The 21,909-nt window shown below is 72.1% G+C and carries 22 protein-coding genes; 9 read left to right on the forward strand and 13 right to left on the reverse strand.

The window, feature by feature from the left end; genetic code table 11:
* Positions 1-29 precede the first annotated feature (29 nt).
* The 4 genes from ABZU74_RS14810 to ABZU74_RS14825 all read right to left on the reverse strand — a co-directional run bounded on the left by ABZU74_RS14810 (position 30) and on the right by ABZU74_RS14825 (position 4,910).
* Complete coding sequence (locus tag ABZU74_RS14810; protein ID WP_355423130.1) at positions 30-1,064, reverse strand: GntG family PLP-dependent aldolase; 1,035 nt, start codon at positions 1,062-1,064, stop codon at positions 30-32.
* Positions 1,065-1,102: 38 nt separating this feature from the next.
* The gene (locus ABZU74_RS14815; RefSeq protein WP_112725193.1) at positions 1,103-2,509 is read right to left on the reverse strand and encodes a class II 3-deoxy-7-phosphoheptulonate synthase; all 1,407 of its coding nucleotides are present in this window, start codon (positions 2,507-2,509) and stop codon (positions 1,103-1,105) included.
* 87 nt (positions 2,510-2,596) lie between these two features.
* The gene (locus ABZU74_RS14820; protein WP_355423133.1) at positions 2,597-3,103 is read right to left on the reverse strand and encodes a hypothetical protein; all 507 of its coding nucleotides are present in this window, start codon (positions 3,101-3,103) and stop codon (positions 2,597-2,599) included.
* 181 nt (positions 3,104-3,284) lie between these two features.
* Entirely contained in the window at positions 3,285-4,910 is a 1,626-nt protein-coding gene (locus ABZU74_RS14825) for a glycosyl hydrolase family 18 protein (protein WP_355423135.1), read from the reverse strand.
* A gap of 167 nt (positions 4,911-5,077) precedes the next feature.
* Here ABZU74_RS14825 and ABZU74_RS14830 point away from each other — a divergent pair, with 167 nt between their 5' ends.
* Positions 5,078-5,569, forward strand: coding sequence for a glutathione peroxidase (locus ABZU74_RS14830; RefSeq protein ID WP_355423138.1), 492 nt, complete (start codon positions 5,078-5,080; stop codon positions 5,567-5,569).
* A gap of 31 nt (positions 5,570-5,600) precedes the next feature.
* Here ABZU74_RS14830 and ABZU74_RS14835 read toward each other — a convergent pair whose 3' ends face one another.
* Positions 5,601-5,906, reverse strand: coding sequence for a hypothetical protein (locus ABZU74_RS14835; protein ID WP_355423141.1), 306 nt, complete (start codon positions 5,904-5,906; stop codon positions 5,601-5,603).
* Positions 5,907-5,966: 60 nt separating this feature from the next.
* Here ABZU74_RS14835 and ABZU74_RS14840 point away from each other — a divergent pair, with 60 nt between their 5' ends.
* Entirely contained in the window at positions 5,967-6,641 is a 675-nt protein-coding gene (locus ABZU74_RS14840) for an NADPH-dependent F420 reductase (RefSeq protein WP_355423144.1), read from the forward strand.
* 32 nt (positions 6,642-6,673) lie between these two features.
* On the opposite strand, the gene ABZU74_RS14845 is transcribed toward ABZU74_RS14840, so the two are convergent.
* Positions 6,674-8,275 carry a glycosyltransferase 87 family protein gene (locus ABZU74_RS14845; protein WP_355423147.1) on the reverse strand — a complete coding sequence of 534 codons (1,602 nt, stop codon included), beginning with the start codon at positions 8,273-8,275 and terminating at the stop codon, positions 6,674-6,676.
* Positions 8,276-8,563: 288 nt separating this feature from the next.
* Here ABZU74_RS14845 and ABZU74_RS14850 point away from each other — a divergent pair, with 288 nt between their 5' ends.
* From ABZU74_RS14850 to ABZU74_RS14860, 3 genes are all read left to right on the forward strand, one after another.
* Positions 8,564-9,229 carry a methyltransferase domain-containing protein gene (locus ABZU74_RS14850; RefSeq protein ID WP_355423150.1) on the forward strand — a complete coding sequence of 222 codons (666 nt, stop codon included), beginning with the start codon at positions 8,564-8,566 and terminating at the stop codon, positions 9,227-9,229.
* Positions 9,230-9,376: 147 nt separating this feature from the next.
* On the forward strand, positions 9,377-10,246 hold the full coding sequence (locus ABZU74_RS14855; protein ID WP_355423153.1) for a DUF4397 domain-containing protein: 870 nt from the start codon (positions 9,377-9,379) through the stop codon (positions 10,244-10,246).
* On the forward strand, positions 10,243-10,920 hold the full coding sequence (locus tag ABZU74_RS14860) for a class F sortase (protein WP_355423156.1): 678 nt from the start codon (positions 10,243-10,245) through the stop codon (positions 10,918-10,920). The genes ABZU74_RS14855 and ABZU74_RS14860 overlap by 4 nt, the downstream gene beginning before the upstream one ends.
* A gap of 229 nt (positions 10,921-11,149) precedes the next feature.
* On the opposite strand, the gene ABZU74_RS14865 is transcribed toward ABZU74_RS14860, so the two are convergent.
* The 5 genes from ABZU74_RS14865 to ABZU74_RS14885 form a co-directional block, all read right to left on the reverse strand.
* Positions 11,150-11,500 carry a DUF2203 domain-containing protein gene (locus tag ABZU74_RS14865; protein WP_091407586.1) on the reverse strand — a complete coding sequence of 117 codons (351 nt, stop codon included), beginning with the start codon at positions 11,498-11,500 and terminating at the stop codon, positions 11,150-11,152.
* A gap of 46 nt (positions 11,501-11,546) precedes the next feature.
* Complete coding sequence (gene proC, locus ABZU74_RS14870) at positions 11,547-12,365, reverse strand: pyrroline-5-carboxylate reductase (RefSeq protein WP_238661521.1); 819 nt, start codon at positions 12,363-12,365, stop codon at positions 11,547-11,549.
* Between the two features lie 72 nt (positions 12,366-12,437).
* Positions 12,438-13,466, reverse strand: a complete 1,029-nt coding sequence (locus tag ABZU74_RS14875) for a 6-phosphofructokinase (protein WP_091408060.1) — start codon at positions 13,464-13,466, stop codon at positions 12,438-12,440.
* Positions 13,467-13,628: 162 nt separating this feature from the next.
* Positions 13,629-14,132: a pyridoxamine 5'-phosphate oxidase family protein gene (locus ABZU74_RS14880; RefSeq protein WP_355423159.1), complete on the reverse strand. Its 504-nt coding sequence runs from the start codon at positions 14,130-14,132 to the stop codon at positions 13,629-13,631.
* 78 nt (positions 14,133-14,210) lie between these two features.
* Positions 14,211-14,708 (reverse strand): polyadenylate-specific 3'-exoribonuclease AS, encoded by a 498-nt coding sequence (locus tag ABZU74_RS14885; RefSeq protein ID WP_112582786.1) that lies wholly within the window; start codon positions 14,706-14,708, stop codon positions 14,211-14,213.
* Between the two features lie 268 nt (positions 14,709-14,976).
* Between ABZU74_RS14885 and ABZU74_RS14890 the strand changes: the two genes are divergently transcribed.
* Positions 14,977-15,669: a Crp/Fnr family transcriptional regulator gene (locus ABZU74_RS14890; RefSeq protein ID WP_091407574.1), complete on the forward strand. Its 693-nt coding sequence runs from the start codon at positions 14,977-14,979 to the stop codon at positions 15,667-15,669.
* A 39-nt stretch (positions 15,670-15,708) separates the two neighbouring features.
* Entirely contained in the window at positions 15,709-15,924 is a 216-nt protein-coding gene (locus tag ABZU74_RS14895) for a hypothetical protein (protein WP_355423162.1), read from the forward strand.
* A 54-nt stretch (positions 15,925-15,978) separates the two neighbouring features.
* Here ABZU74_RS14895 and ABZU74_RS14900 read toward each other — a convergent pair whose 3' ends face one another.
* Positions 15,979-16,236, reverse strand: coding sequence for a hypothetical protein (locus ABZU74_RS14900; protein ID WP_355423165.1), 258 nt, complete (start codon positions 16,234-16,236; stop codon positions 15,979-15,981).
* A gap of 137 nt (positions 16,237-16,373) precedes the next feature.
* Here ABZU74_RS14900 and ABZU74_RS14905 point away from each other — a divergent pair, with 137 nt between their 5' ends.
* The gene (locus tag ABZU74_RS14905) at positions 16,374-19,865 is read left to right on the forward strand and encodes an adenylate/guanylate cyclase domain-containing protein (protein WP_355423357.1); all 3,492 of its coding nucleotides are present in this window, start codon (positions 16,374-16,376) and stop codon (positions 19,863-19,865) included.
* 68 nt (positions 19,866-19,933) lie between these two features.
* Here the strand turns inward: ABZU74_RS14905 and ABZU74_RS14910 are convergent, their stop codons facing one another.
* The gene (locus tag ABZU74_RS14910) at positions 19,934-20,626 is read right to left on the reverse strand and encodes a lysophospholipid acyltransferase family protein (RefSeq protein ID WP_355423168.1); all 693 of its coding nucleotides are present in this window, start codon (positions 20,624-20,626) and stop codon (positions 19,934-19,936) included.
* A gap of 394 nt (positions 20,627-21,020) precedes the next feature.
* Here ABZU74_RS14910 and ABZU74_RS14915 point away from each other — a divergent pair, with 394 nt between their 5' ends.
* Positions 21,021-21,872 carry a DUF308 domain-containing protein gene (locus tag ABZU74_RS14915; protein ID WP_355423171.1) on the forward strand — a complete coding sequence of 284 codons (852 nt, stop codon included), beginning with the start codon at positions 21,021-21,023 and terminating at the stop codon, positions 21,870-21,872.
* Positions 21,873-21,909: the final 37 nt, after the last annotated feature.

Genomic DNA, 21,909 nt, shown 5'->3' on the forward strand with positions numbered 1-21,909 from the left:
TCATGGGTGTGAGCGCTGGGGTGGGGGATTCAGGCTGCGGCGAGGATGCGGGGTAGGGCTGCGACGGCGCGGTCGATGTCCGCGTCGCTGACGCCCAGGTGGGTGACCAGGCGGGCGGTGCGGGGGCCGAGCACCGAGATCAGTACGCCCTCGGCCCGCGCCGCGGCGGCCAGGGCCCGCGCGTCCAGGGTGTGCTTGGTGAGGTCCAGCGCGACCAGGTTGGTGCGGACAGTGGTGGCCAGCACCCCGAACGGCGCGACCGCCTCGGCGAGCCGGGCCGCCTTCGCGTGGTCGTCGGCCAGCCGGTCGATGTGCTCCGCCAGCGCGTACCGACCGGCGGCGGCGAGAATGCCGGCCTGGCGCATGCCACCGCCCATCCGCTTGCGGATCAGCCGGGCACGCTCGATCTTCTCCGCGCTGCCCACCACGAGCGAACCGACCGGCGCGCCGAGACCCTTGGAGAGGCACACCGACAACGTGTCGAAGAGCTGGCCGTACTCGATGAGCGGCACCCGGTCGGCGACGTGCGCGTGCCAGATCCGGGCGCCGTCACAGTGCAGCGCGACGCCCGCCTCGTCGGCGACCCCGCGCAGATCCCGCAGGGTCGCCAGCGGAATCACCCCGCCACCGCCGCGATTGTGGGTCTGCTCGACGGCGATCGCGCGGGTGGTGACGGCGAAGTAGCCGTCCGGCCGGATCATCCCGGCCACCACCTCCGGGTCGATGTCCGCGCCCACCGCGGGCCAGGTCCGCGAGGAGATCCCGCCGTACGCGGCCGCGGCGCCGATCTCGTACGTGACCACGTGCGCGTCGGCGTCGCAGAGCAACTCGTCGCCGGGCGACACCAACAGTTGCAGGGCGATCTGGTTCGCCATCGACCCGCTCGGGGCGAACAGCGCCGCCTCGTGCCCGAACAACGCGGCGACCTCGACCTCCAGCGCGTTGACGCTCGGGTCCTCGCCGTACACGTCGTCACCGACCTCGGCGGTGGCCATCGCCTCCCGCATCCCGGCGGTGGGTCGGGTCACCGTGTCGGACCGCAGGTCCACGAACAAATCAGCCATGGTCATCCTTTCGGCTGCGGTTGCGGGTCTCGCAACCCTCAGCCACGGAGCATCTCCGCTACGAGGAACGCCAACTCCAACGACTGCTGGGTGTTCAGTCGCGGGTCGCAGGCGGTTTCGTACCGGTCGGGCAGGTCGAGATCCTCGATCCCCTGGGCGCCGCCGAGGCATTCGGTGACGTCCTCACCGGTCAACTCGACGTGCAGGCCACCGGGGTGGGTGTCCAGCCCCCGGTGCACCTCGAAGTAGCCGAGCACCTCGTCGACGATGCGGTCGAAGTGCCGGGTCTTGTAGCCGTTTGACGACTCGTGCGTGTTGCCGTGCATCGGGTCGCACTGCCAGACCACCTTGGCGCCGGCGGCAGTGACCTTGGCGACGATCGGCGGCAGAGCGTCGCGCACCCGGTGGTTGCCCATCCGGCTGATCAGGGTGAGCCGGCCGGGGATGTTGTCCGGGTTGAGCTTCTCGCACAGCTCGATCGCCTCGTCCGGGGACGTGGTCGGGCCGAGCTTGACCCCGATCGGGTTGGCGATCCGGGAGATGAAGTCGATGTGCGCCCCGCTGATCTGCCGGGTGCGCTCGCCGATCCAGAGGAAGTGCCCGGACAGCCCGTACGCCCGGCGGTCGGAGACCCGGGTGAGCGCCCGGTCGTACTCCAGGGCGAGGGCCTCGTGGGAGCAGTAGAGCGTGACGGTGCGCAGCGCCTCGTCGTCGGTCATGCCGCAGGCCCGGATGAAGGCCAGCGCCCGGTCGATCTCCCGGGCGATGGCCTCGTAGCGCTCCCCCGCCGGGGAGTTCTTCACGAAGCCCTTGTTCCAGTCGTGCACGGCGTGCAGGTCGGCGAGCCCGCCGGCGAGGTACGCCCGGAGCATGTTCATCGCCGCCGCCGAGTTGGCGTACGCGCGGATCATGCGCTGGGGGTCGGCGACCCGGGCGGCCGGGTCGGCCTCCAGCGAGTTGATCATGTCGCCGCGGTACGCGGGCAGGCCGCGGGCGTCGGTCGGCAGTGAGCGGGGCTTCGTGTACTGCCCGGCGACCCGGGCGACCTTGACCACCGGCAGCGACGCGCCGTAGGTGAGCACGATCGCCATCTGAAGCAGGGTGCGGGCGTTGGCCAGCAGGTGGCTCTCGGTGTTGTCGACGAACGTCTCGGCGCAGTCACCGCCCTGCAGCAGGAACGCCTTGCCCTCGCAGACCAGGGCGAGCTTCTGCCGGAGCTGGTCCACCTCGTAGGGCGCGACGACCGACGGCACGGTGTCGAGGACCTTGCAGACCGCGGCCACGGCGGCCGGGTCGGACCACGGCGGGACCTGCTCGCGGGGCAGCTCCCGCCATCGGTCCAGGCCGAGTGCGGCGTCCTCGGCGGAGTCGACTGTCGGTCGGCTGGTCTGCAGGCCCGGGCTGCCCACCGCGGGATGGCTCAGCTGATGCCACTCATGGCGCATGAGAGAAAGCGTACGGCGACCGTTGGGGTGGCCGGGCGGCGAGGGGGACGGTTCCGGCAGATGGGAGATCAATCTGCCGGGCGCTGGTCAGGACGCGCGGGTAGGGGCGATGCCGGTCGGCGTCGGAGCTGCCGACCCACCCGGCGCTTCGCCGGCGATGCACCAGTCGCTGCCGTCCCGGGTGACGGTGAAGACCAGCGGCCGGGTGACGGTGCGCTTGCCGACCGCGACCGAGACCGACACCGAGACTTCCTGCCCGCGCGGACCGGACCGGATGTCGGTGATGGCCGCCTCCGGCACCTGGAAGTGGTCGGCGAAGTCACCGTTGGGGCTGGTGGCGCCCAGGTCGAAGCCGTCATGGAGCAGAGCGCAGAGCTGACTGCGGCCGGCGGCGAGGTCCTTGGCCGCCATCGCGTCGAGGTACGCCTGCACGCGCTCACGGGAGCGGGTCGTGGCCTCCTCGGCGGGGGCTCGGGCCGGCTTGGCGGCGGACTCGTCCTCGTCCCCGCCGCCGATCCCGCAGCCGACCAGGGCGACCGGCAGCAGCACCAGCCCGGCGGCGGTCGCCGCCAGCCTGCGGTGGGTCGCGTACATGATCACCTCCGTTGGCGGTGAGATCGAGATGTGCCGAGCCGCGAGTCTGCCACATTCAGCTGACCGAGCCCAACGGCGGCGGTCCGGTCGACGCCGGGCGTCGACCGGACCGCTGTGTCACGGGCGGGAAGGGGCGGTGCGGGCCCCTTCCCGCCGTGTGGGTGGTGCGTCGGCCTTCGGCTCAGCCGAGACCGCCCTTGATGGCGCCGATGAGCTCGCCGTTGCTCGTGTCACCGGAGAGCTCCCAGAAGAACGCGCCACCGAGGCCCTGGTTGTTCGCGTACGTCATCTTGCCGTTGATGGTCGACGGGGTGTCGTAGCTCCACCAGTTGCTGCCGCACTTGGCGTACGCGGTGCCGGCGATCGTGCCGGTGGCCGGGCAGGTGTTCTTGAGGACCTTGTAGTCCTCGATGCCGGCCTCGTAGGTGCCCGGCGCCGCGCCGGTGGCGCTGCCGCCCGGAGCGGTCTGGGTGACACCGGTCCAGCCCCGACCATAGAAGCCGATGCCGAGCAGCAGCTTGTTGGCCGGGACGCCCTTGCTCTTGAGCTTCTGGATCGCCGCGTCGGAGTTGAAGCCCTGTTGCGGGATGCCGGTGTACGAGGTGAGCGGTGAGTGCGGTGCCGTCGGACCCTGGGCGGCGAACGCGCCGAAGTAGTCGTAGGTCATCGGCATCAGCCAGTTGAGGTTGCCGATGGCACCGGCGTAGTCGGTGGCGTCGATCTTGCCGCCGTTGCTGCCGTCCGCGGTGATGGCGGCGGTGACGAGTGCGCTGGACCCGAACCTCGACCGCAACGCGCTGATCACGTTCTTGAACGCGTTCGGGCCGCTGCTGTCACAGCTCAGACCGCAGGCGTTGGGGTACTCCCAGTCGACGTCGATGCCGTCGAAGACGTCCGCCCAGCGCGGGTCCTCGACCAGGTTGTAGCAGCTCTCGGCGAACGCGGCCGGGTTCTGCGCGGCCTGGGTGAAGCCGCCGGACCAGGTCCAGCCACCGAACGACCAGATCACCTTGAGGTGCGGGTTCATCTGCTTGAGCTTGCGCAGCTGGTTGAAGCTGCCCCGCAGCGGCTGGTCCCAGGTGTCGGCGACGCCGTCCACGCTGTCCGCCGCGGTGTACGCCTTCTCGTAGTCGGCGTAGCTGTCACCGATGGCGCAGCGACCGCCCGTGGTGTTGCCGAAGGCGTACAGGATGTGGGTCAGCTTGGCGGCCGACCCGCTGGTCTGGATGTTCTTGACGTGGTAGTTGCGCCCGTAGACGCCCCACTCGGCGAAGTAGCCGACGACCTTCTTGCCACCCGTGTTCGGCGGCGGGGTGGTGGGCGGTGGCGTGGTCGGCGGTGGCGTGGTGGGCGGGGTGGTGGTGGGTGGCGTCGTGGTCGGCGGGGTAGTGGTCGGCGGTGTGGTCCCACCGCCGCACGCGGCACCGTTGACTGTGCAGTTCAGTGGCGCCTTGTACGCGCCGGTGCCGTTGTAACCCCAGCTGAACGAGGCGCCGGGGGCGAGGCCGCCGGCCCAGCTCTTCTTGACGGCGACGTAGTGGTTGCCGCTGCTGGTGACGTCGGCGTCCCACGCGCTGCTGATGGTGGTACCCGACGGCAGGTCGAACTCGATGCGCCAGGTGGTGACGGTGGCGCTGGAGCCGTTGGTGATGGTCACCTTCGTCTCGTGACCGGTCCCCCAGTCCTGCGCCTTGGTGAAGGTGGTGGTGACCGTGCCGGCGCCGAACGCGGTGGTCACCGGCACCGCTGCGACGGTCACGGCGACCACGGCACCGGCCCAGAGGGCCCGGCGGAGCGATCTTTTCATGAGGCGTCTCCCGAACTGTTAGGAAACTTTCCAAAAGAGATGGTGAGACGGTACTCACGCCGTCATCAGTTCGTCAAGATGCGCATGTTTCGATTTCTCCTGGTGCACGGAGTGCGTACGCTGCGCCCACCCCCGGTCGGCACCCGGCTGGCGCGTAGCCTCGGCCCATGACCGTCTTCGACATCCCGATCGACGCCCTCAACGGCGGCCCCGCCGACCTGGCCCGCTACCGCGGCAAGGCGTTGCTGGTCGTCAACGTGGCCTCCCGCTGCGGCCTCACCCCGCAGTACGCCGGCCTCCAGACGCTCGCCGACTCCTACGCCGACCAGGGCCTCGTGGTGCTCGGCGTGCCGTGCAACCAGTTCGCCGGGCAGGAGCCGGGCAGCGCCGCCGAGATCAGCGACTTCTGCCAGGTCAACTACGGGGTCACCTTCCCGCTGACCGAGAAGGTCGACGTCAACGGCCCCGACCGGCACCCGCTCTACGCCGCGCTCGTGGACACCCCGGACGCCGACGGGCACACCGGTGACGTGCGCTGGAACTTCGAGAAGTTCCTGGTGGCCCCGGACGGCTCGGTCGCCGCCCGGTTCGCCCCCACTGTCGAGCCCGGCTCCGACGACCTACGCGCGGCCATCGAAAAGACCCTCCCCACCTCCTGACGCCCCGGGGCCCTCCGTGGCGCCGCCTTGATCACGCTCGAACATGGACGTAGTGGCCTTCCGACATTCGGACGCCACTACATCCCGGATCGAGCACGATCTTGCGGGGGCCGGGCCGGGCCGGGCCGGGCCGGGCCGGGCCGAGCCGAGCCGAGCCGAGCCGGCACCGCACGGCGGCCGGCACGGACCGCTCGTCACCGGAGAGTGGCGCGTCACCGGAGAGCCGGTCGGTGACCAGCGTGAGCAGTACGTTGTGCAGGACGGGCGCGGCGCCACCAGGCACCCGCCGGTACGGCGAGGTCGCGAGCAGCCGGAGCAGCCGCCCGACGGCGGACAACCGAATAACCCACCAGGCAGGTCGGGAATGCGGCGCGGGTGGACGGAGTTGGGAACGAGCATGACAACTGTGGGACTGATCGGCAGCGGCAACATCGGCGGTACCGTGGCCCGGCTGGCCGTCGACGCCGGCTACGACGTGGTGCTGAGCAACTCGCGGGGCCCGGAGACCCTCACCGACCTGGTGGAGACCCTGGGCGAGCACGCCAGCGCCGGCACCACGCAGGACGCGGCGCAGGTCGGTGACCTGGTGGTGGTCAGCGTGCCGCTGAAGGCGTACCGCGCGGTGCCGGTGGAACCGCTGGCCGGCAAGGTCGTCATCGACACCAACAACTACTACCCGGAGCGCGACGGCACCTTCCCGGAGCTGGATTCCGGCGAGATCACCAGCAGCGAGCTGCTCCAGCGGCGCTTGCCGGACTCGCGGGTGGTCAAGGTCTTCAACAACATCTACTTCAAGGGCCTGGCGGCGCTCCCCCGCCCGACCGGCGCCGCCGACCGCAGCGCCCTCGCGATCGCTGGTGACGACGCCGCCGCGAAGGCCGAGGTGACCGCCTTCCTGGACCGGATCGGCTACGACGCGGTGGACGTCGGCCCGCTGGCCGAGGGGTGGCGCTACCAACCGGACACCCCGGCGTACGGCACGCTCTACTCGGCCAGCCCGACCGACTGGGAGCACCCGGCCCCGGGCGACGCCGCGAAGCTGCGCGACGCCCTGGCCGCCGCCACCCGCTGAGCAGGGCCAGCCGCCGCCCTGCCCGCGATCGCCTATTTGGTGGTCCTGTGAAGGGCGGCGGCGAGTTCGTCGTCGTAGCTGGCGATCGGCTGCCCGTCCGAGGCGTACGCGACGAGCCGACCGTGGGCCATCGTCGCGGACCGGAACGAGAAGGTTCGCGAACCCGGGTACGCGGCGAGTAGCGGGATGGCCCGGGGTGCTCCACCCGGGGCGGAGTAGTACTCCAGGCGGGTCACCTGCGGGGAGACCACGCCGTTGACCCGGACCTTGGTCTTCTCGGCACGGGTGCCGAAGGTGACCGGCGCGTCGGTGGCGTATTCGGCGCATTCGGCCGGTCCACGGCAGACGAAGAAGTATCGCGGGTTGACCACGTCGTCGAGGCTGTACGCCTTGAAGGTGGGGTCGGCCCCGGCCGGCAGCGGCTGCACGGCGAAGAACGCGACCGCGACCGTCGCCGTGACGCCCACCCGCATCCAGGCACGGCCGGCGGCCGGTCGTCTGCTCGTGTGCTGGGCGGCGACGGCGACACCGCCGAAGCCGACGAGGCACAGGAGGCACACCCCGACGGCACGGGCGTTCTCGAAGAGGAACTGCACCCCCGGCCGCGTCGAGACCGGGCTGAGCACCGCACCCAACGAGACGACGGTGGCGGCGAGCAGCGCCGCGCCGGCGACCCGCTGGGTGACGCCGGACGCGCCGATCAACAGCATCGCGGCGAGCACCGGCCACACCTGGTGGTGGGTCCAGGACACCGGGGACGCGGCCACGGTGGCGCAGCCGACCAGCACGGCGGCGTGCCCGGGGCGGCCCTGCCGCGCCAACTGGCGGGCCCGCAGCAGTGCCGCCGCGCAGATCAGTGCCACCATGCCGGCCCAGAGCAGGGGCAGCGCCGTCTCGTCGACGCCGACGCGCAGCAACATTCCGTGTACTGACTGGTTGCCCAACGAGGACAGATTGCCGATGCGCGAGGTCTGCCGCACGGTCTCGGTCCAGTAGGCCCAACTCTCCCCGGGCAGCACGATCGCGGCGAGTCCCGCGCAGGCCACGAAGGTGGCCGCCGACCGGCCGGCGTCACGGTAGCGGCCGACGGCGAGGAAGTAGACCACGAACAGCAGCGGGGTGAGCTTGATGGCCGCGGCCACCCCGACCAGCGTCCCGCGCAGTCGGGGTGGGACGACGCCCAGCCCGTCGAGCAGGGCCATCAGCACGATGAAGATGCTGACCTGCCCGAAGCGTAGATTGCTCTGCACCGGCGCGGAGACCATCAGCACGGTGGCCGCCAGCGCCACGACGAGCGGGCGCCGGGAGTGTCGGGTGGTCAGCGCGACACCGACCGACCCGGCGATGGCGACGACCGCCGCGCACGTCGCCACCAGCCAGATCCCCTGGAGTACGCCCTCGCTGACGGCGGTTATCGGCCACAGCACGAGAGCGGCGAACGGGGGATAGGTGAACGGACCGCCGTTCTCCGCGACATATCCGTACAGCGGCCTGCCGGCGCGCAGGTCGGACAGCGCGCCGTAGTAGATGTGCAGGTCGGAGAGGCGATCCGGCCGGTACAGGACGAGCACACCGGACACCAGCGCGACGACGACGAAGGCCGCCCACGCCAGCGCCACCCGGCGATCCCGCATCGCCCGAGAATAGGCGACCGCGATGGTCGTCGTGGCCCCGCAGCGACGGACGCGGGGCTTCGGCCACGTCAGGTGGTGGGGTCGGGCGACGGCTCGTCGACGACGCGGGCCACCGGGTGTGCCAGTTCGGCGCAGTCGGTGGACGTTCGGCGGGTCTCCCCTGCCGGCCTCCGCCACCATTGCTGCCCAGTAGCCGGTCGTGAGCGAACGCAAACGCCCCGGGCCAGCCATGTCTGCCCTCGGAAGAACGGGTGTCGCGGGATGGGTGTCGATTCGTAGCCTCAGCGAATGGGGACGGCGAGCAGACCGGCGTACGACGCCCACGCGGACTGGTACGAGGGTTTCATCTTTCGCGGCGGCGACTATCTGCGGCGGGTGCACGTAACCGTGGGGGACCTGCTCGGCGTGGGCGAGGGGCCCTGCCTCGACATCTGCTGTGGTACCGGCGCGCACGCCTCGGTGCCGGCGGGTCTGGGTTGGACGCCGGTGGGCGTGGACCTGTCCGGCGGGCAGTTGCGGCACGCGCGGGGGCGGCTGCCGGTGGCCAGGGGTGACGCGGTCGCCCTGCCGGTCGCCGACGCGTCGCTGCCGGCCGCGATGTGTGTGCTGGCCAGCACCGACCTGCCCGACTACCCGGCCGTGCTACGCGAGGTGGCCCGGGTGCTGCGCCCCGGCGGGCGGTTCGTGCACGTGGGTGTGCACCCGTGTTTCGTTGGCGCGTTCGCCGACTGGAGTCAGTTTCCGCGGGTGGTCGTCGACGAGCGCTACGCCGACCGCGCGCGGAGCTTCGACAGTTGGAACACGGAGGGCGTCCGCGCCCGGGTCGGCGCCTGGCACGTGCCGCTCGCCGATCTGCTCACCGCGACCGTGGCCGCCGGCCTCCGGCTGGTCCGGGTCGTCGAGGCCGGGCCGGGCGGCGTGCCCGACCTGTTCGGCTTCGTCGCTGCCCGATAGCGGGCGTCGCCCGCCAGCAGCACGATGCGGAGCAGCCGGGACGGCAACAAGAAACACCCGTTGTGGCAACTTGCGTCGCAGTCCTGTCCACGGGACCCTGTTCTCTGGGTTGCCGCCCGCTCACCGAACGTGCCCCCCGGAGGCGACATGCACACGCTCCGTACCGTGCCCCGCCGGCTACTGGCCGGCTCCGGCGCGCTCCTGCTCGGCACCGCCCTCGCCACCGCCGCCATCCCGGTTCCGGCCAAGGCCGCGACCGGCGCGGACACCGTTGGATACGTCCGACTCGCGCACCTCTCCCCGGACACTCCGGCGGTGGACGTCTACCTGGCCGCGCCGGGCGCGGCGAAGCCGCAGGTCTTCCCCGGAGTCGGTTACGGCGTGGTCTCCGACTACCTCGAACTCGCTCCGGGCCGGTACGCGGTGGCCATGCGCGAGGCCGGCGCCCCGGCCAGCGACCCCCCGGTGCTCACCACCGAGGTCGCGGTGACCAGCGGCGACGCCTTCACGGTGGCCGGCGTCGGTCGGCACGCCGACCTCGGCCTGCGGGTGCTCAACGATGATCTCAGCGCCCCCACCGACGGGCGCGCCAAGGTGCGGGTCGTGCAGGCCTCGGTGCGGACCCCGGTGCTCGATGTGGCCGCCGCCGACGGCCCGATGATTGCCGGCGGGGTGCAGTTCGCCACCACGACCGACTACCAGCAGGTCGAGCCGGGCAAGTGGCGGCTGAAGCTGACGGGTGCCGGCGGGCCGAGCACCGACGCCGAGGTGCGGCTCACCGGTGGCGCGGTCTACTCGCTGCTGGTGCTCGACGCGAAGCAGGGCGGGCTCACCGCCGAGCTGCGCCGCGACGCCGAGGGCGGCACCGTCGTCCCGGCCGGCGGGGTGGACACCGGCGCCGGTGGCACCGCCGGGTCCGAGCTCGACGCGTACCCCCTGGTGGCCGGCGGTCTGGCCGCGGCGGTAGGCGCGGTGGCCCTGGTGCTCTGGCGTCGGCGGCGGCGCACCACCTGGTGAGCGCCGGGGCGGACCCGTCGATCCGGCGGCACCGTGACCGTCGGACACCGCTGGCCGCGCTGGTCGCGGCCGGTGCGGCGGTCTGCCTGGCCGCCGGCACCGGGATCGGGCTGGCCACCACGGCCCCGCCACCGCCGGGGGCGAGCTGGCGCCCCGGCTGCGGCGACGACTGCCCGTCGACGGCCGCCCCGCCCGTGTCACACAATCCACCCACGCGGGTACGCATACCGCGCATCGGCGTCGACTCACCGCTCACCGTGCTGGGTCTGGACCGCGTCGGCGCGCTGATCCCGCCGACCGACTTCCACACCGCTGGCTGGTACGGCGGCGGCCCGGCCCCGGGTGACACCGGCCCGGCCGTACTCGCCGGGCACCTGGACTCACGACGCGGCCCGGCGGTCTTCGCCCGGCTCGGCGAGCTACGGCCCGGTGACCTGGTGGAGGTCTGGCGCGACGGGCAGCGGTTGTCGTTCCGGGTGACCGGGTCGCTGCGTACCCGCAAGGACCAGTTTCCGACGGCAGTGGTCTACGGTCCGACGCCCGGGCCGGAGTTGCGCCTGGTCACCTGCGGGGGCGACTTCGACCGGCGGCGCGGCCACTACATCGACAACGTGGTGGTGTTCGCGGTGACCGAGGCCCGCGGCCCGGTCCTGCCGACGTCGGCGGCAGGTTGAGCCGCGCACCCGGCCCGCATGGGCCCACGCCGCGAGGTCCCGGCCCGCCGCGACCCACGCCGCGAGGTCCCGGCCCGCCGCGTGATCAACTCGGGTTTAAGGAAGTCGCGGTGTCCGGCGTGCCCGGATGCCGCGACTTTCAGGATTCCGAGTGGATCAAGCCCTCAACCCGGCGCGGCGCGCATCAGCACGGCAGGCCGCGCGGGCCCCGGCGCCAGGGCCGGGGGTGTCAGAGGGGGCGGCGGCCGGCGAAGCCGCACTCGGCCCGGTGGTACCAGCGCACGTCGGAGTCGCCCTCCAGCCAGCACCAGAGCACGGCGCGGCCGGCCCGCTCGCCGGGAAAGTCGAGCAGCACCGGGGCGATGCCCTTGACCTGGATGTCGTGCTGGTGCAGCTCGTCAACGACGGCGTGCAGCCGGGCCTCCAGCGCCTTCACCTCGGCAAGCCCGCCGAGCGCGCTCACGCCGTGGTCGGCGAGGTCGACGCGCAACTCGGCGAGGTCGGCCCGGACCCTGATCAACTCGTCGACGCGGGGCTGCAGAGTGGCCACCAGGTGCCGGGCCTGGGCAAGTGTGAACACCGGGCCAGTATGCGGCACGCACGGCCCCGCGACGCGCCCCGACCGCTCAGTCGGCCTGTGCCGCCAGCTCGCGGGCGCGATCCCGGGCGGCCTCCAACGCGGCGAGCAGCGCCGCGCGTACGCCGTGCTTCTCCAGCTCACGGATCGCGGAGATGGTGGTGCCGGCCGGTGAGGTGACCGCCTCGCGCAGCTTGACCGGGTGCTCGCCGGAGTCGCGCAGCATCACCGCCGACCCGATCGCGGTCTGCACGATCAACTCGTGTGCCACCTGACGGGGCAGCCCGAGCAGGATCCCCGCGTCGATCATGGCTTCGACCAGCAGGTAGAAGTAGGCCGGGCCGGAGCCGGAGAGCGCGGTGACCGCGTCCTGCTGCGACTCGGGCACCCGGATCGTCTGGCCGAGCGGCTTGAACATCTCCTCGGCCAACGTCAGGTGCGCCCCGGTGGCGTACGCGCCTGCGGAGATCGCGGTCATCGCCTCGTCGACAAGCGCCGGGGTGTTGGTCATCACCCGCACCACCGGGGTGCCGTCGGGCAACCGGCGGCTGAAGAAGCTGGTGGGCAGCCCGGCGCAGAGCGAGATGACGAGCTTGTCGGCCGGCACCTTGGGGCCGATCTCGTCGAGCAGTGCGGCGGCGTCCTGCGGCTTCACCGAGACCGCGAGCACCGCCGCCTCGTCCACCGCTGTCAGGTTGTCGACCACCCGTACGCCGTAGCGGGCGGTCAACTCCTCGGCGCGAGCGGGCCGGCGGGCGGTGGCCAGCAGCCGGTCCACCGGCCATCCCGAGCGCAGCAGCCCGGAGAGCATCAACTCACCGATCTTGCCCGCGCCGATCACCGCGACCGTGTGCACCCCGGCTGACATGTCGGCCCGTACCCCCTCGCATCGGGTCGCGGCGCGGCGGACCCGCAGGCCCGCCGCGCCGCCGACGATCGATCAGCTGCCGAAGAAGACCTCAGCCTCGGCGTACCGCTCCAGCGGCACGGTCTTCAGCTCGCGGGTGGCCTCCGCGAGGGGCACCCGGACGATGTCGGTGCTCTGCATCGCGACCATCTTGCCCCAGTCGCCGTCGTTGACGGCGTCGATGGCCTGCAGGCCCAGGCGGGTGGCGAGCACCCGGTCGAAGGCGGTCGGGGTGCCACCGCGCTGGATGTGGCCCAGCACCACGGTGCGGGCCTCCTTGCCGGTCTTGGCCTCCAGCTGCTCGGCGAGCCACTGGCCGATGCCGCCGAGGCGGACGTGGCCGAACGAGTCGAGCTCCTGGTTGGCGAGGACCATCTGGCCGTCGAGCGGCTGGGCGCCCTCGGCGACCACGACAATCGGGGCGTACTGGTGCTGGAAGCGCTTCTCGACGTAGCCGGCCACCTGGTCGACGTCGAACTGGCGCTCGGGCAGCAGGATCACGTTGGCGCCGCCGGCCAGGCCGGCGTGCAGGGCGATCCAGCCGGCGTGCCGGCCCATCACCTCGACGACCAGGGTGCGGTGGTGGCTCTCCGCGGTGGTGTGCAGGCGGTCGATGGCCTCCATCGCGATGTTGACCGCGGTGTCGAAGCCGAAGGTGTAGTCGGTGGCGCCGAGGTCGTTGTCGATCGTCTTCGGCACGCCGACGACGTGCACGCCCAGCTCGTAGAGCTTGGTGGCCACGCCGAGGGTGTCCTCGCCGCCGATCGCGATCAGCGCGTCCACGCCCTGGGCGGCGAGGTTGTCCTTGATCCGCTCGACGCCGTTCTCGATCTTGAACGGGTTGGTCCGGGACGAACCGAGGATGGTGCCGCCGCGGGGCAGGATGCCGCGAACGTCGGCGATGTCCAGGGGCCGGGACAGACCCTCTAGCGGGCCCTTCCAGCCGTCCCGGAAGCCCACGAACTCGTGACCGTAGGTGGCGACGCCCTTGCGGACCACCGCCCGGATGACCGCGTTGAGACCGGGGCAGTCGCCGCCGCCGGTGAGCACGCCGATACGCATGATCCGCTCATCCTCCTGGAGCATCAGGTAAAGCCCGATATGCCCCAGGGTATGTGTCAGGTCAGACCATCGGCGCCGTTGCCGGCCCGGGGCGGGCCGTCATTGCGAACTGTAGTCGGCCCGCCGGTACGACGACAGCGCGCCCCGGTCACCCGCCCCCGGTCAGTAGGTCACCTCGTGGTTCTCGCCGACCTCCGGCGGCCGGCCGGTGACCGCGGCCTTCGCGTAGTCGAGCAGGTTCACCACGGTGCTGTTCGGCGAGTCCCAGTACTCGGCGGAGCTGGCGTGCACCTTGATCAGGGTGAGGCCGGGGGTGTCCAGCCCGTCGGGGAACCACGCCTTGAGCAGTGGGCTCCACAGCTGCTCGGCCCGGGCCCGGTCGAACCCCTCGGTGGCGGTGCCGGAGATCGACACCCACGCGTTGTGCTTCTGGTCGGAGAAGGCGACGTTGACCTCCGGGTTCACCCGGATCTGGCGGACCTTGGCCGAGTCGGCGTAGGCGAAGAACCACAGCTCGCCGTCGAACTCGGCCTCCTGGAGCCCCATCGGCCGACTCACCTGCCGTCCGTCCAGAGCAATCGTGGTGAGCATGCAGATCCGCGCGGCCCGGGCCAGGCCGGTGACCCGGGCGCGTGCCTCCGCGGCGCTGGTCGGCTGGTCGCTCATGGCAATCTCCCTCGGCTCGGCTGGTCGAACCGATGCCCGGGACAGAACCGGTCAAACCTACGGCGGTACGGCCATCACTCAGCGGGCGGTCATCGCCCGCCAGCGGGCCAGATTGTGCCGGGCATCGACCAGGGCATCGTGCCGCGCCGCGTCCGCGTCCGGCAGGGGCGGCCGACCACGATCGTCCCAGAGCTGTCGTAGCTCCTTGGTGTAGCGGGGGATCTCCCGGGGCAGCGCCGGCATCGCACCCCAGAGCTGGGCGAGCACCACGTGGTCGTACGCGGCGAACCAGGCCCACAGCTCCAGCTGCTCCCCCGGCCGGTCCCGGATCGGCTCGACCAGGAAGTCGTACAGGTCGTCGCGGATGCGCTCACGCGAGCGCCAGGCCCGGTCCGCCGGGGAGGGCAGCTTGTCCAGCACGTTGCGTCGAACCCAGGGCACGGCGCGGGAGTCGTCGAACTCGGTGGAGACCGCGTAGAACTCGCGGCCGTACTCGTCGACGACACCGATCGAGACGAGGTCGACGGTCGTGCCGTCCTCGATGAACTCGCAGTCGTAGAAGTAGCGGTAGACCATTCCGGGCATCCTCGCCCACCGCCACACGGCCGTGCCCGGCGGGGCCCGTCCGGAGGCCGTCGAGGTGCGGCCACACCTCGTGAACGGCACGTCGCAGCTCGTGACGGTCACGGAAGTGCTTCGAGGGGTGTACAGCAAGCGACCGGACCGTCATGATCTGATGTGTACCGCTACCGGACGCCGAATCGGTGTCAGTTCACCTTGTCGGGGCCTATCAGGTTCGCCCGGTGAGCGAGTTGTGGTCCATGACCGGGGGAGGGGTTGGGCCGTGGAGGTTCGCCTGCCGGAGCCGGGTGACGCGCTCACGGGTGTCGAGATGTTCGCCGGGCTGGAGCCCGAGGTGCGGCAACGCGTCATCGCCGCCGCCGTCCCCCGCACCTACCGCAAGGGCCAGTTGCTCTTCGTGGAGAACGACCCCGGCGAGTCGCTGATCGTGCTGCGCCGCGGCGCGGTGGCCGTGTTTCGCACCGCACCCACCGGCGAGCGGGCCGTGCTGTCGGTTATCCGTCCACCGGACGTGCTCGGCGAGGTCTCCCTGCTGGACGCGTCCACCCGGTCCGCCTCGGCGGAGGCCATCGAGGACTGCGCGGCGCTCGCGCTCTCGCGGGGCGCGTTCATGGAGTTGGTGCACTCCAACCCACGCATCCTGGACGCGGTGATGCGCTCACTGGGCGGGCTGATCCGCCGGCTCACCGAGCAGAACGCCGACCATGTCTTCCTCGACCTGCCCGGTCGGGTGGCGAAGACGCTGGTCCGGTTGGCCGGCGAGAGCCAGGCCCCGATGATCACGATCGAGCTCAATCAGAGCCAGCTGGCCGAGATGGCCGGTGGATCCCGGCAGAGCGTCAACCAGGCCATCGGCTCGTTCGCGAGCCGTGGCTGGCTGCGCACCGAGGGCCGCCGGATCGTGGTGACCGACGTGGCCGCGCTGCGCCGCCGCGCCGGCATGGCCGACCGCTGACCGACCGGCCCGCCCGGTTCGGCCCAGCCGCTCGCGGTCGTGGTGTTCGGCACCGTCTACATGTTCCCGTACGCGGCGGAGGCACTGGCCTACGCGGCTGGCGCACCGCTGCTGGCGGTGGTCGGGCCACAATGGGTGCTGGTCATCTCCGGGTTGGGTGTGCTGGCCACAGTGGGGCTGATCGCCGCGCTGCTCACCCGGGCCCTGGGGCTACGGCTGCCGACACCGGGCAGGTTCGCGGCGGCCAACGGGTGAGGCGCCGACGGGTGCGGCCGGCGGACCACCGGCCGGCTGGCCGCACCCGGGCGATCAGTTCTCCTTGCTGTCGGCCGGCGGTGCACCCGGCCCCGGACCGATCTTCTTCGGATCGGTCGGCTTGTCGGTCGTGGACGTGCTCGACGAGGTGGTCGTGGTCTCCCCCGACCCGCCCGACTGACCCTCAGGCTCTTCCACCATGCCCTGCTCCTCCAGTTCGGCGAGAGTGACCGCATCGACGTCGATCGTGTCGCCCGGCGCCCACTGCGTGCCACCCGGATCGGTCCACGAGGCGGACAGTCGTACCTGCACGGCACTCTCCCTGACATGAAACTTCCTGGTACGGAACACTAACCCCGACCGATTGACGACGTTGCCCGTCCGCACGTCGGGTACCCGACTTGGCTGGCTGGCCGCGATACTGACCTCTTTCGCACACGGAGCTGAACATCGACCTCAAGTGTGGACACTGCGCACGCGCGGCCGGGCCGGACGACCGCTTCTGCGGCGGTTGTGGCCAGCCGCTCGGGGTCAACTGTGCGCACTGCGGGCACGCCAACAGCACCGAGGTCAACTTTTGCACCAGCTGCGGCCAACCGCTGCGGGACCACGTCGTCGCGGTGCAGGAGGACCGGCGTCAGGTCAGCGTGCTCTTCGTCGACATCGTGGACTTCACCAGGTACGCGGAGCGGGCCGACCCGGAGCAGGCCCGCAGTCTGCAGCAGACCTACTTCGCCACGGTGCGCCGGATCGTGCACCAGTACGGCGGAGTGGTCGAGAAGTACATCGGCGACGCGGCGATGGCCCTGTTCGGCGCGCCGGTGGCCACCGACAACGACGCGTTGCGGTGTGTCCGCGCCGGTCTGGAGCTGCAACGGAACCTGGCCCGCCAGCCCGCCGGTCCGCAGCCGCCGCTCGGTTTCCGGGTCGGCATCGCGACCGGCGAGGCCCTGGTCGACCTCTCCGCCACCCGCGACGGTGGGCAGGCCTTCGTAACCGGGGACGTGGTCAACACGGCATCCCGCCTGCAGGGGTTCGCCCCGCCGGGCGGTGTCGTCGTCGACGAGAGCACCTGGTCGGCCACCCGACACGAGATGGAGTACGCCGACCAACCACCTGTCACCCTGCGCGGCCGGTCCGCGGTGAGCCGGATCTGGCTGGCCGTCCAGGTGCGACCACACCGGGACCCGCGCGGCGCCGAGCTGACCCCGATGGTGGACCGGGAGCACGAGCGCGGCCTGCTGGTCAACGCGCTGCACCGGATGGTGACCGAGCGGACCTCCCAGTTGGTGACGGTGTTCGGCCCGGCCGGTGTGGGCAAGAGCCGGCTGCTGCGCGAGCTGGCCCGGCACGCCGGCAGCATGCCCGGACCGCCGATCACCTGGCTCGTCGGGCAGTGCCCGCCATTCGGCGAGAACGTCACCTGGGCCGCACTGTCGGACATCGTGAAGACCTGGGTGGGCGTACCGGAGGTCGACGACCCGGCCGCGCTGCGCGAGCGGCTGCGGTCCCGGCTGGGGCAGCTCGCCGACCCGCACGCGACCCGGCTGGCCGAGGCGCTCGGGCCGCTGATCGGCGTACCCGGTGAGCGTCTCACCCCCGGCGAGACCGAGGCCGCCTGGCGGCGGTTCCTGCTCGCCCTGGCGACCACCGGCCCGACCGTGCTGGTCTTCGAGGACATGCACTGGGCGGACCAGGCGATGCTCGCCTTCGTCGAGCAGTTGGGCGCGACAGCGCGCGGGGTTCCGCTGCTGGTCGTCGCGACCGCCCGGCCCGACCTGCGGGAACGGCACCCGGCCTGGACCGGCACGATCAGCGGCGCGATGTCCATCTCGGTGCCGCCGATGCACGACACCGACATCGACACGCTCTACTCGCTGCTCCTCGGGCAGGCGACCCTGCCCTCCAGCTCGCGTACCCCGCTGATCGAGTTCGCCGACGGCAACCCGCTCTACGCCCAGGAGTACGCGCGGATGCTGTTGGACGGCGGCCTGCTCGACGCGGTCGGTTCGGCTGCCCGCCCCGACCTCGACGGCGGCGCGGAGATGCCGCGCACCGTGCAGGCGGTCATCGCCAACCGGCTCGACCTGCTGGACCCGGCCGACCGGGCGGTGCTCCAGGCCGCTGCCGTGGTCGGCGTGGTGTTCTGGGCCGCGCCGGTGGCGATGGCGCTGGGGCGGCCGGTGGAGTGGGTGGAGCGCGCGCTGGACCGCCTGCAACGTCGCGACCTGGTGTACGAGCAGAGCACGTCGACGATGCCCGGCCAGTCCGAGTACCGGTTCCGGCACATCCTGGTGCGCGACGTCTGCTACCAGCGGCTGCCCAGGGCCGAGCGGGTGCTGCGCCACCAACGCACCGCCGACTGGATGGCGCAGCTCACCGACGGCCGGCAGTACGACCTGGCCGAGGTGCTGGCCAACCATCGTTGGGCGGCACACGAGATCGCCCGGACCGTCGGGTTGGACACCGCCCCCTACGCCCCACCGGCGCGGGCCGCGCTGCACCGGGCGGCCCGCCGGGCGTACGAGCTGCACGCGCTGGACACCGCCGCCGCGCTGGTCGGCCGGGCGCTGGCCCTGGACGTCGGGCCGGACCCGGCGCTGGAGCTGTTCGACGCCGAGCTTGCGTTCTATCGGGACGGGGACGCCTTCCTGGTGGCGGGGGGCACGGACACCCTGACCCGGCTGGCCGAGCGGCTCACCACCAGCGGCGACCGGACGGGGGCAGCCCGCGCCTGGACGCTGCTCGCCACCGCCGCGTGGAGTCGGGCCGACCGCTCGACGACGCTGCACTGCCTGGACCAGGCGATCGGCATCTACGGCGACCTACCGGACAGTCAGGAGAAGGCGGGCGCTCTGCTGGAGTTGGCCCGGGTGCACATGCTGAACGCGGAGACCGAGCCGGCGTGCACCGCGGCGCGGGCGGCGGAGTCCCTCGCCGAGCGGCTCCAACTGCGCGAGGTTCAGGCCAATGCGCGGATCACCCTGGCCGTGGCGCGCTACCTGTCCGGTTCCGCCGAGGCGTTCCCGGAGTTGGCGGAGGTGACCGAGCACTGCCGAGTGGAGCGGCTAACCAGTCGGCGCCGGGCGGTGCAGAACCTGGCCTGGGCGTTGCAGGAGGAGGGCGACCTGGCCGGCTCGGCCCGGTTGGTCGACGAGCAGCTCACCCTCGACCTGGGTGGCGAGCACAGCCTGGCCACCAGCTTCGAGGACCAGTGGGCGCGCTCGTACTACGCGGGTGACTGGACGGCGGCGCTGGCCATGGCGGCGGAGTCGGCCCGACGGCCGACCGCCGAGTGGGATCTGCACATCGTGGCGGTCTCGGGTTGGATGCGCGGGCTGGCCGGAGCCGAGCCGGTGCCACCTGCGGGGCCGGACGGAACCGCGGGGCCGGACGGAACGGCCGGGGATCTGGTCGAGCAGGCGCTGCTCGCGGCGCGGCGCAGCGGATTCCACCGGGTGCTGCGCTCCACCCTGGCGCACGCCGCGCTGTGCCGGGCGGTGCAGGGCCGCCGGGACGAGGCGATGGCGCTGCTCACCGAGCTGGACGAGGACTGGCGACGCACCCGGATGATTCCGTTCGCGGAGTGGGTGCCGGCCGTCGGGCACGTCGCCGGGGTGCTCGGCGCGGACGCGGCCCGGCTGGTCCGGCAGTTGCTCGACCGGGCGCCCCGGACGACCCCGTGGGCTCGGGCCGCCGGTCAGGTCGCCGACGCCACGCTGGCCCGGCACGCCGGGGACGCCTCGACGGCGGCGAGCCTGCTGCGTTCGGCGGCGGCGAGCTACGCCCGGATGACCGACGTGACCGACGAGGTCATCACGCTGGCGTTGGCTGTCGGCCCGCTGGCCGAGACCGACCCACCCGCGGCCGCGGCGACCCGTGCCCGCCTGCACGACTTCGCCACCCGTCACCACGCCCCCGCCCTGCTCCACCTGCCCTGACAGCGGCCGGGCCCGGCGGTGGTCAGGCGGCCAGCGGCGTCGGGACGGGCGGCCGGGCCCGGCGGTGGTCAGGCGGCCAGCGGCGTCGGGACGGACGCCTTGAGCTTCTGGGCGTAGATGTCGACGTACTCCCGGCCGGAGAGCTCCATCAACTCGTACATGATCTCGTCGGTGACCGCGCGCTCGACGAACCGGTCGCCGGCCAGCCCGGCGTAGCGGGAGAAGTCCAGCGGCGCCCCGAACCGGATCTTCACCCGATCGATCTTGGGGATGAGCTTGCCCGGTGGTTGGATCTCGTCGGCGTTGAGCATTGCCACGGGCACCACCAGCGCGCCGCTTTCCAGGGCGAGCCGGGCCACCCCGGTCTTACCCCGGTAGAGCCGCCCGTCCGGGGAGCGGGTGCCCTCGGGGTAGATGCCCGCCACTCCCCCGGCGCGCAGCACCTGCAACTGGGTGTCCAGGGCGGCGCGCGCGGCCCGGCCGCCGGAGCGGTCCACCGGAATCGTGCCGGTGCCGACGAAGAACATCTTGGTCAGCCAGCCCTTGATTCCCTTGCCGGTGAAGTACTCGGCCTTGGCGACGAAGGTGACCTTCCGGGCGGTGATCAACGGTGTGAAGATCGAGTCGGAGAAGGAGAGGTGGTTGCTCGCCAGGATCACCGGGCCGGTCGCCGGCACGTTGCGCAGGCCCTCCACCTGCGGGCGGAAGATCAGCTTGAGCAGCGGACCAAGGATGACGTACTTCAGCAGCCAGTAGAGCACCGGCGTCCTTTCCCGTGGTGTGCCCGCGACAGCGCCAGCCGTCGTCGCCGCCGAGCCTACGAAGCGAGCGCTCTCACCACAACGGACGAAACCCCGGGCACTCATCGGCGGTCACCGCTGCCACGTCGTTCGGGGCCGCTGGCAGGTCGGTGGGGCTGCGCTCGGCGGGTCGGGGCGCCTCGCTGCCAACGATCACCGAGATCGCACTTGTCGCGCAAGAACGGACAAAGGAGGCCCGCCGCGACCTGCGGGAGTAGCCGTGACTTTGGAAGACGCGACACAACGCACTCCCGGAACCATGCCCTGACGTGTCACGATTCAGAGCACGGCGTGCGGACGGGCGTCGAAGGGCAGCGGTGGCCGCGCCGCAAGGCGCGTTAAGGGGGATGTCCGGGTGTCAGCGGGTGGGGCCCGCCGGGGACGGCGGGACAACGGGCTCGACGCGAACGAGTACGCCGTCGTCGGCGATGTCGATCCGCGCGTCGGTGAGCACCTGCTCGACGTGCTGGCCGCCGGCGGGATCGCCGCCTACCTCCAGCCGTCCGCCGACCTCAACCCGGTCACCCGCACCACCACCGTGCCGGCCCGGCCGGTCGACCGGCTCTACGTCGACCGCTCACACCTGACCACCGCCCGGGACTATCTGACCCAGCTCGCCGACGAGACCACGCCGGAGCAGCCGCCGGCTCGCGACGAACCGGACATCGACGCCGAGTGGGCGCGGATCGTGGCCGGCTTCCACACCACCTCCACTCCCGGTGACCACCCGTGGCCGGCCTCGGAGGACGTGGACGAACGGGACTCCCGGGACGAACCGACCTCCGGGCCGCTGACCCGCTCCGGCGCGGACGAGCCCGGCCCGACCGCCACCGACGTTCGCCGGCTACCGTCCGCGACCGACATCTCCGGGATCTCCGTGGGGCGCGGCACCCGACCGGACGAGCCCTCGCTGCTGGACGGGTTGGACACCTTCGGCGCCGACCTGCCCGACGACGAGGACGACGAGGGCTACCACCCGCCGCCACCGCCGCCGCTGCCACGGGTCAGCAAGTACGCGGTGATCGGCGTGCTCGGGGTGGTCGTCGGGTTCGTGCTGTTCCTCTTCCCGTGGCTGCTCCCGATCGACCGCTCGGCGGTCACGCTGTTCGGGTTCACCGGCATCCTGGCCGGTTTCGTCACGCTGATCTGGCGGCTGCGCCCCGGCGACGACGACGAGGACGACCCGGACAACGGCGCCGTCGTCTGAGCCCGGCCCGCATCCCGGGACGGCAGCGACCCGCCGG

The organism is Micromonospora sp. NPDC005171, assembly GCF_040608575.1.
Taxonomy (GTDB): domain Bacteria; phylum Actinomycetota; class Actinomycetes; order Mycobacteriales; family Micromonosporaceae; genus Micromonospora.

Bases quoted from the DNA above. Each gene is read 5' to 3' on its own strand.
- ABZU74_RS14845 (WP_355423147.1), bottom strand. From the start codon at position 8,275: ATGCGGGATCGCCGGGTGGCGCTGGCGTGGGCGGCCTTCGTCGTCGTC.
- ABZU74_RS14825 (WP_355423135.1), bottom strand. From the start codon at position 4,910: ATGAAAAGATCGCTCCGCCGGGCCCTCTGGGCCGGTGCCGTGGTCGCC.
- ABZU74_RS14875 (WP_091408060.1), bottom strand. From the start codon at position 13,466: ATGCGTATCGGCGTGCTCACCGGCGGCGGCGACTGCCCCGGTCTCAAC.
- ABZU74_RS14830 (WP_355423138.1), top strand. From the start codon at position 5,078: ATGACCGTCTTCGACATCCCGATCGACGCCCTCAACGGCGGCCCCGCC.
- ABZU74_RS14840 (WP_355423144.1), top strand. From the start codon at position 5,967: ATGACAACTGTGGGACTGATCGGCAGCGGCAACATCGGCGGTACCGTG.
- ABZU74_RS14885 (WP_112582786.1), bottom strand. From the start codon at position 14,708: ATGGTCTACCGCTACTTCTACGACTGCGAGTTCATCGAGGACGGCACG.
- ABZU74_RS14850 (WP_355423150.1), top strand. From the start codon at position 8,564: ATGGGGACGGCGAGCAGACCGGCGTACGACGCCCACGCGGACTGGTAC.
- ABZU74_RS14810 (WP_355423130.1), bottom strand. From the start codon at position 1,064: ATGGCTGATTTGTTCGTGGACCTGCGGTCCGACACGGTGACCCGACCC.
- proC (WP_238661521.1), bottom strand. From the start codon at position 12,365: ATGTCAGCCGGGGTGCACACGGTCGCGGTGATCGGCGCGGGCAAGATC.
- ABZU74_RS14815 (WP_112725193.1), bottom strand. From the start codon at position 2,509: ATGCGCCATGAGTGGCATCAGCTGAGCCATCCCGCGGTGGGCAGCCCG.
- ABZU74_RS14855 (WP_355423153.1), top strand. From the start codon at position 9,377: ATGCACACGCTCCGTACCGTGCCCCGCCGGCTACTGGCCGGCTCCGGC.
- ABZU74_RS14880 (WP_355423159.1), bottom strand. From the start codon at position 14,132: ATGAGCGACCAGCCGACCAGCGCCGCGGAGGCACGCGCCCGGGTCACC.
- ABZU74_RS14820 (WP_355423133.1), bottom strand. From the start codon at position 3,103: ATGTACGCGACCCACCGCAGGCTGGCGGCGACCGCCGCCGGGCTGGTG.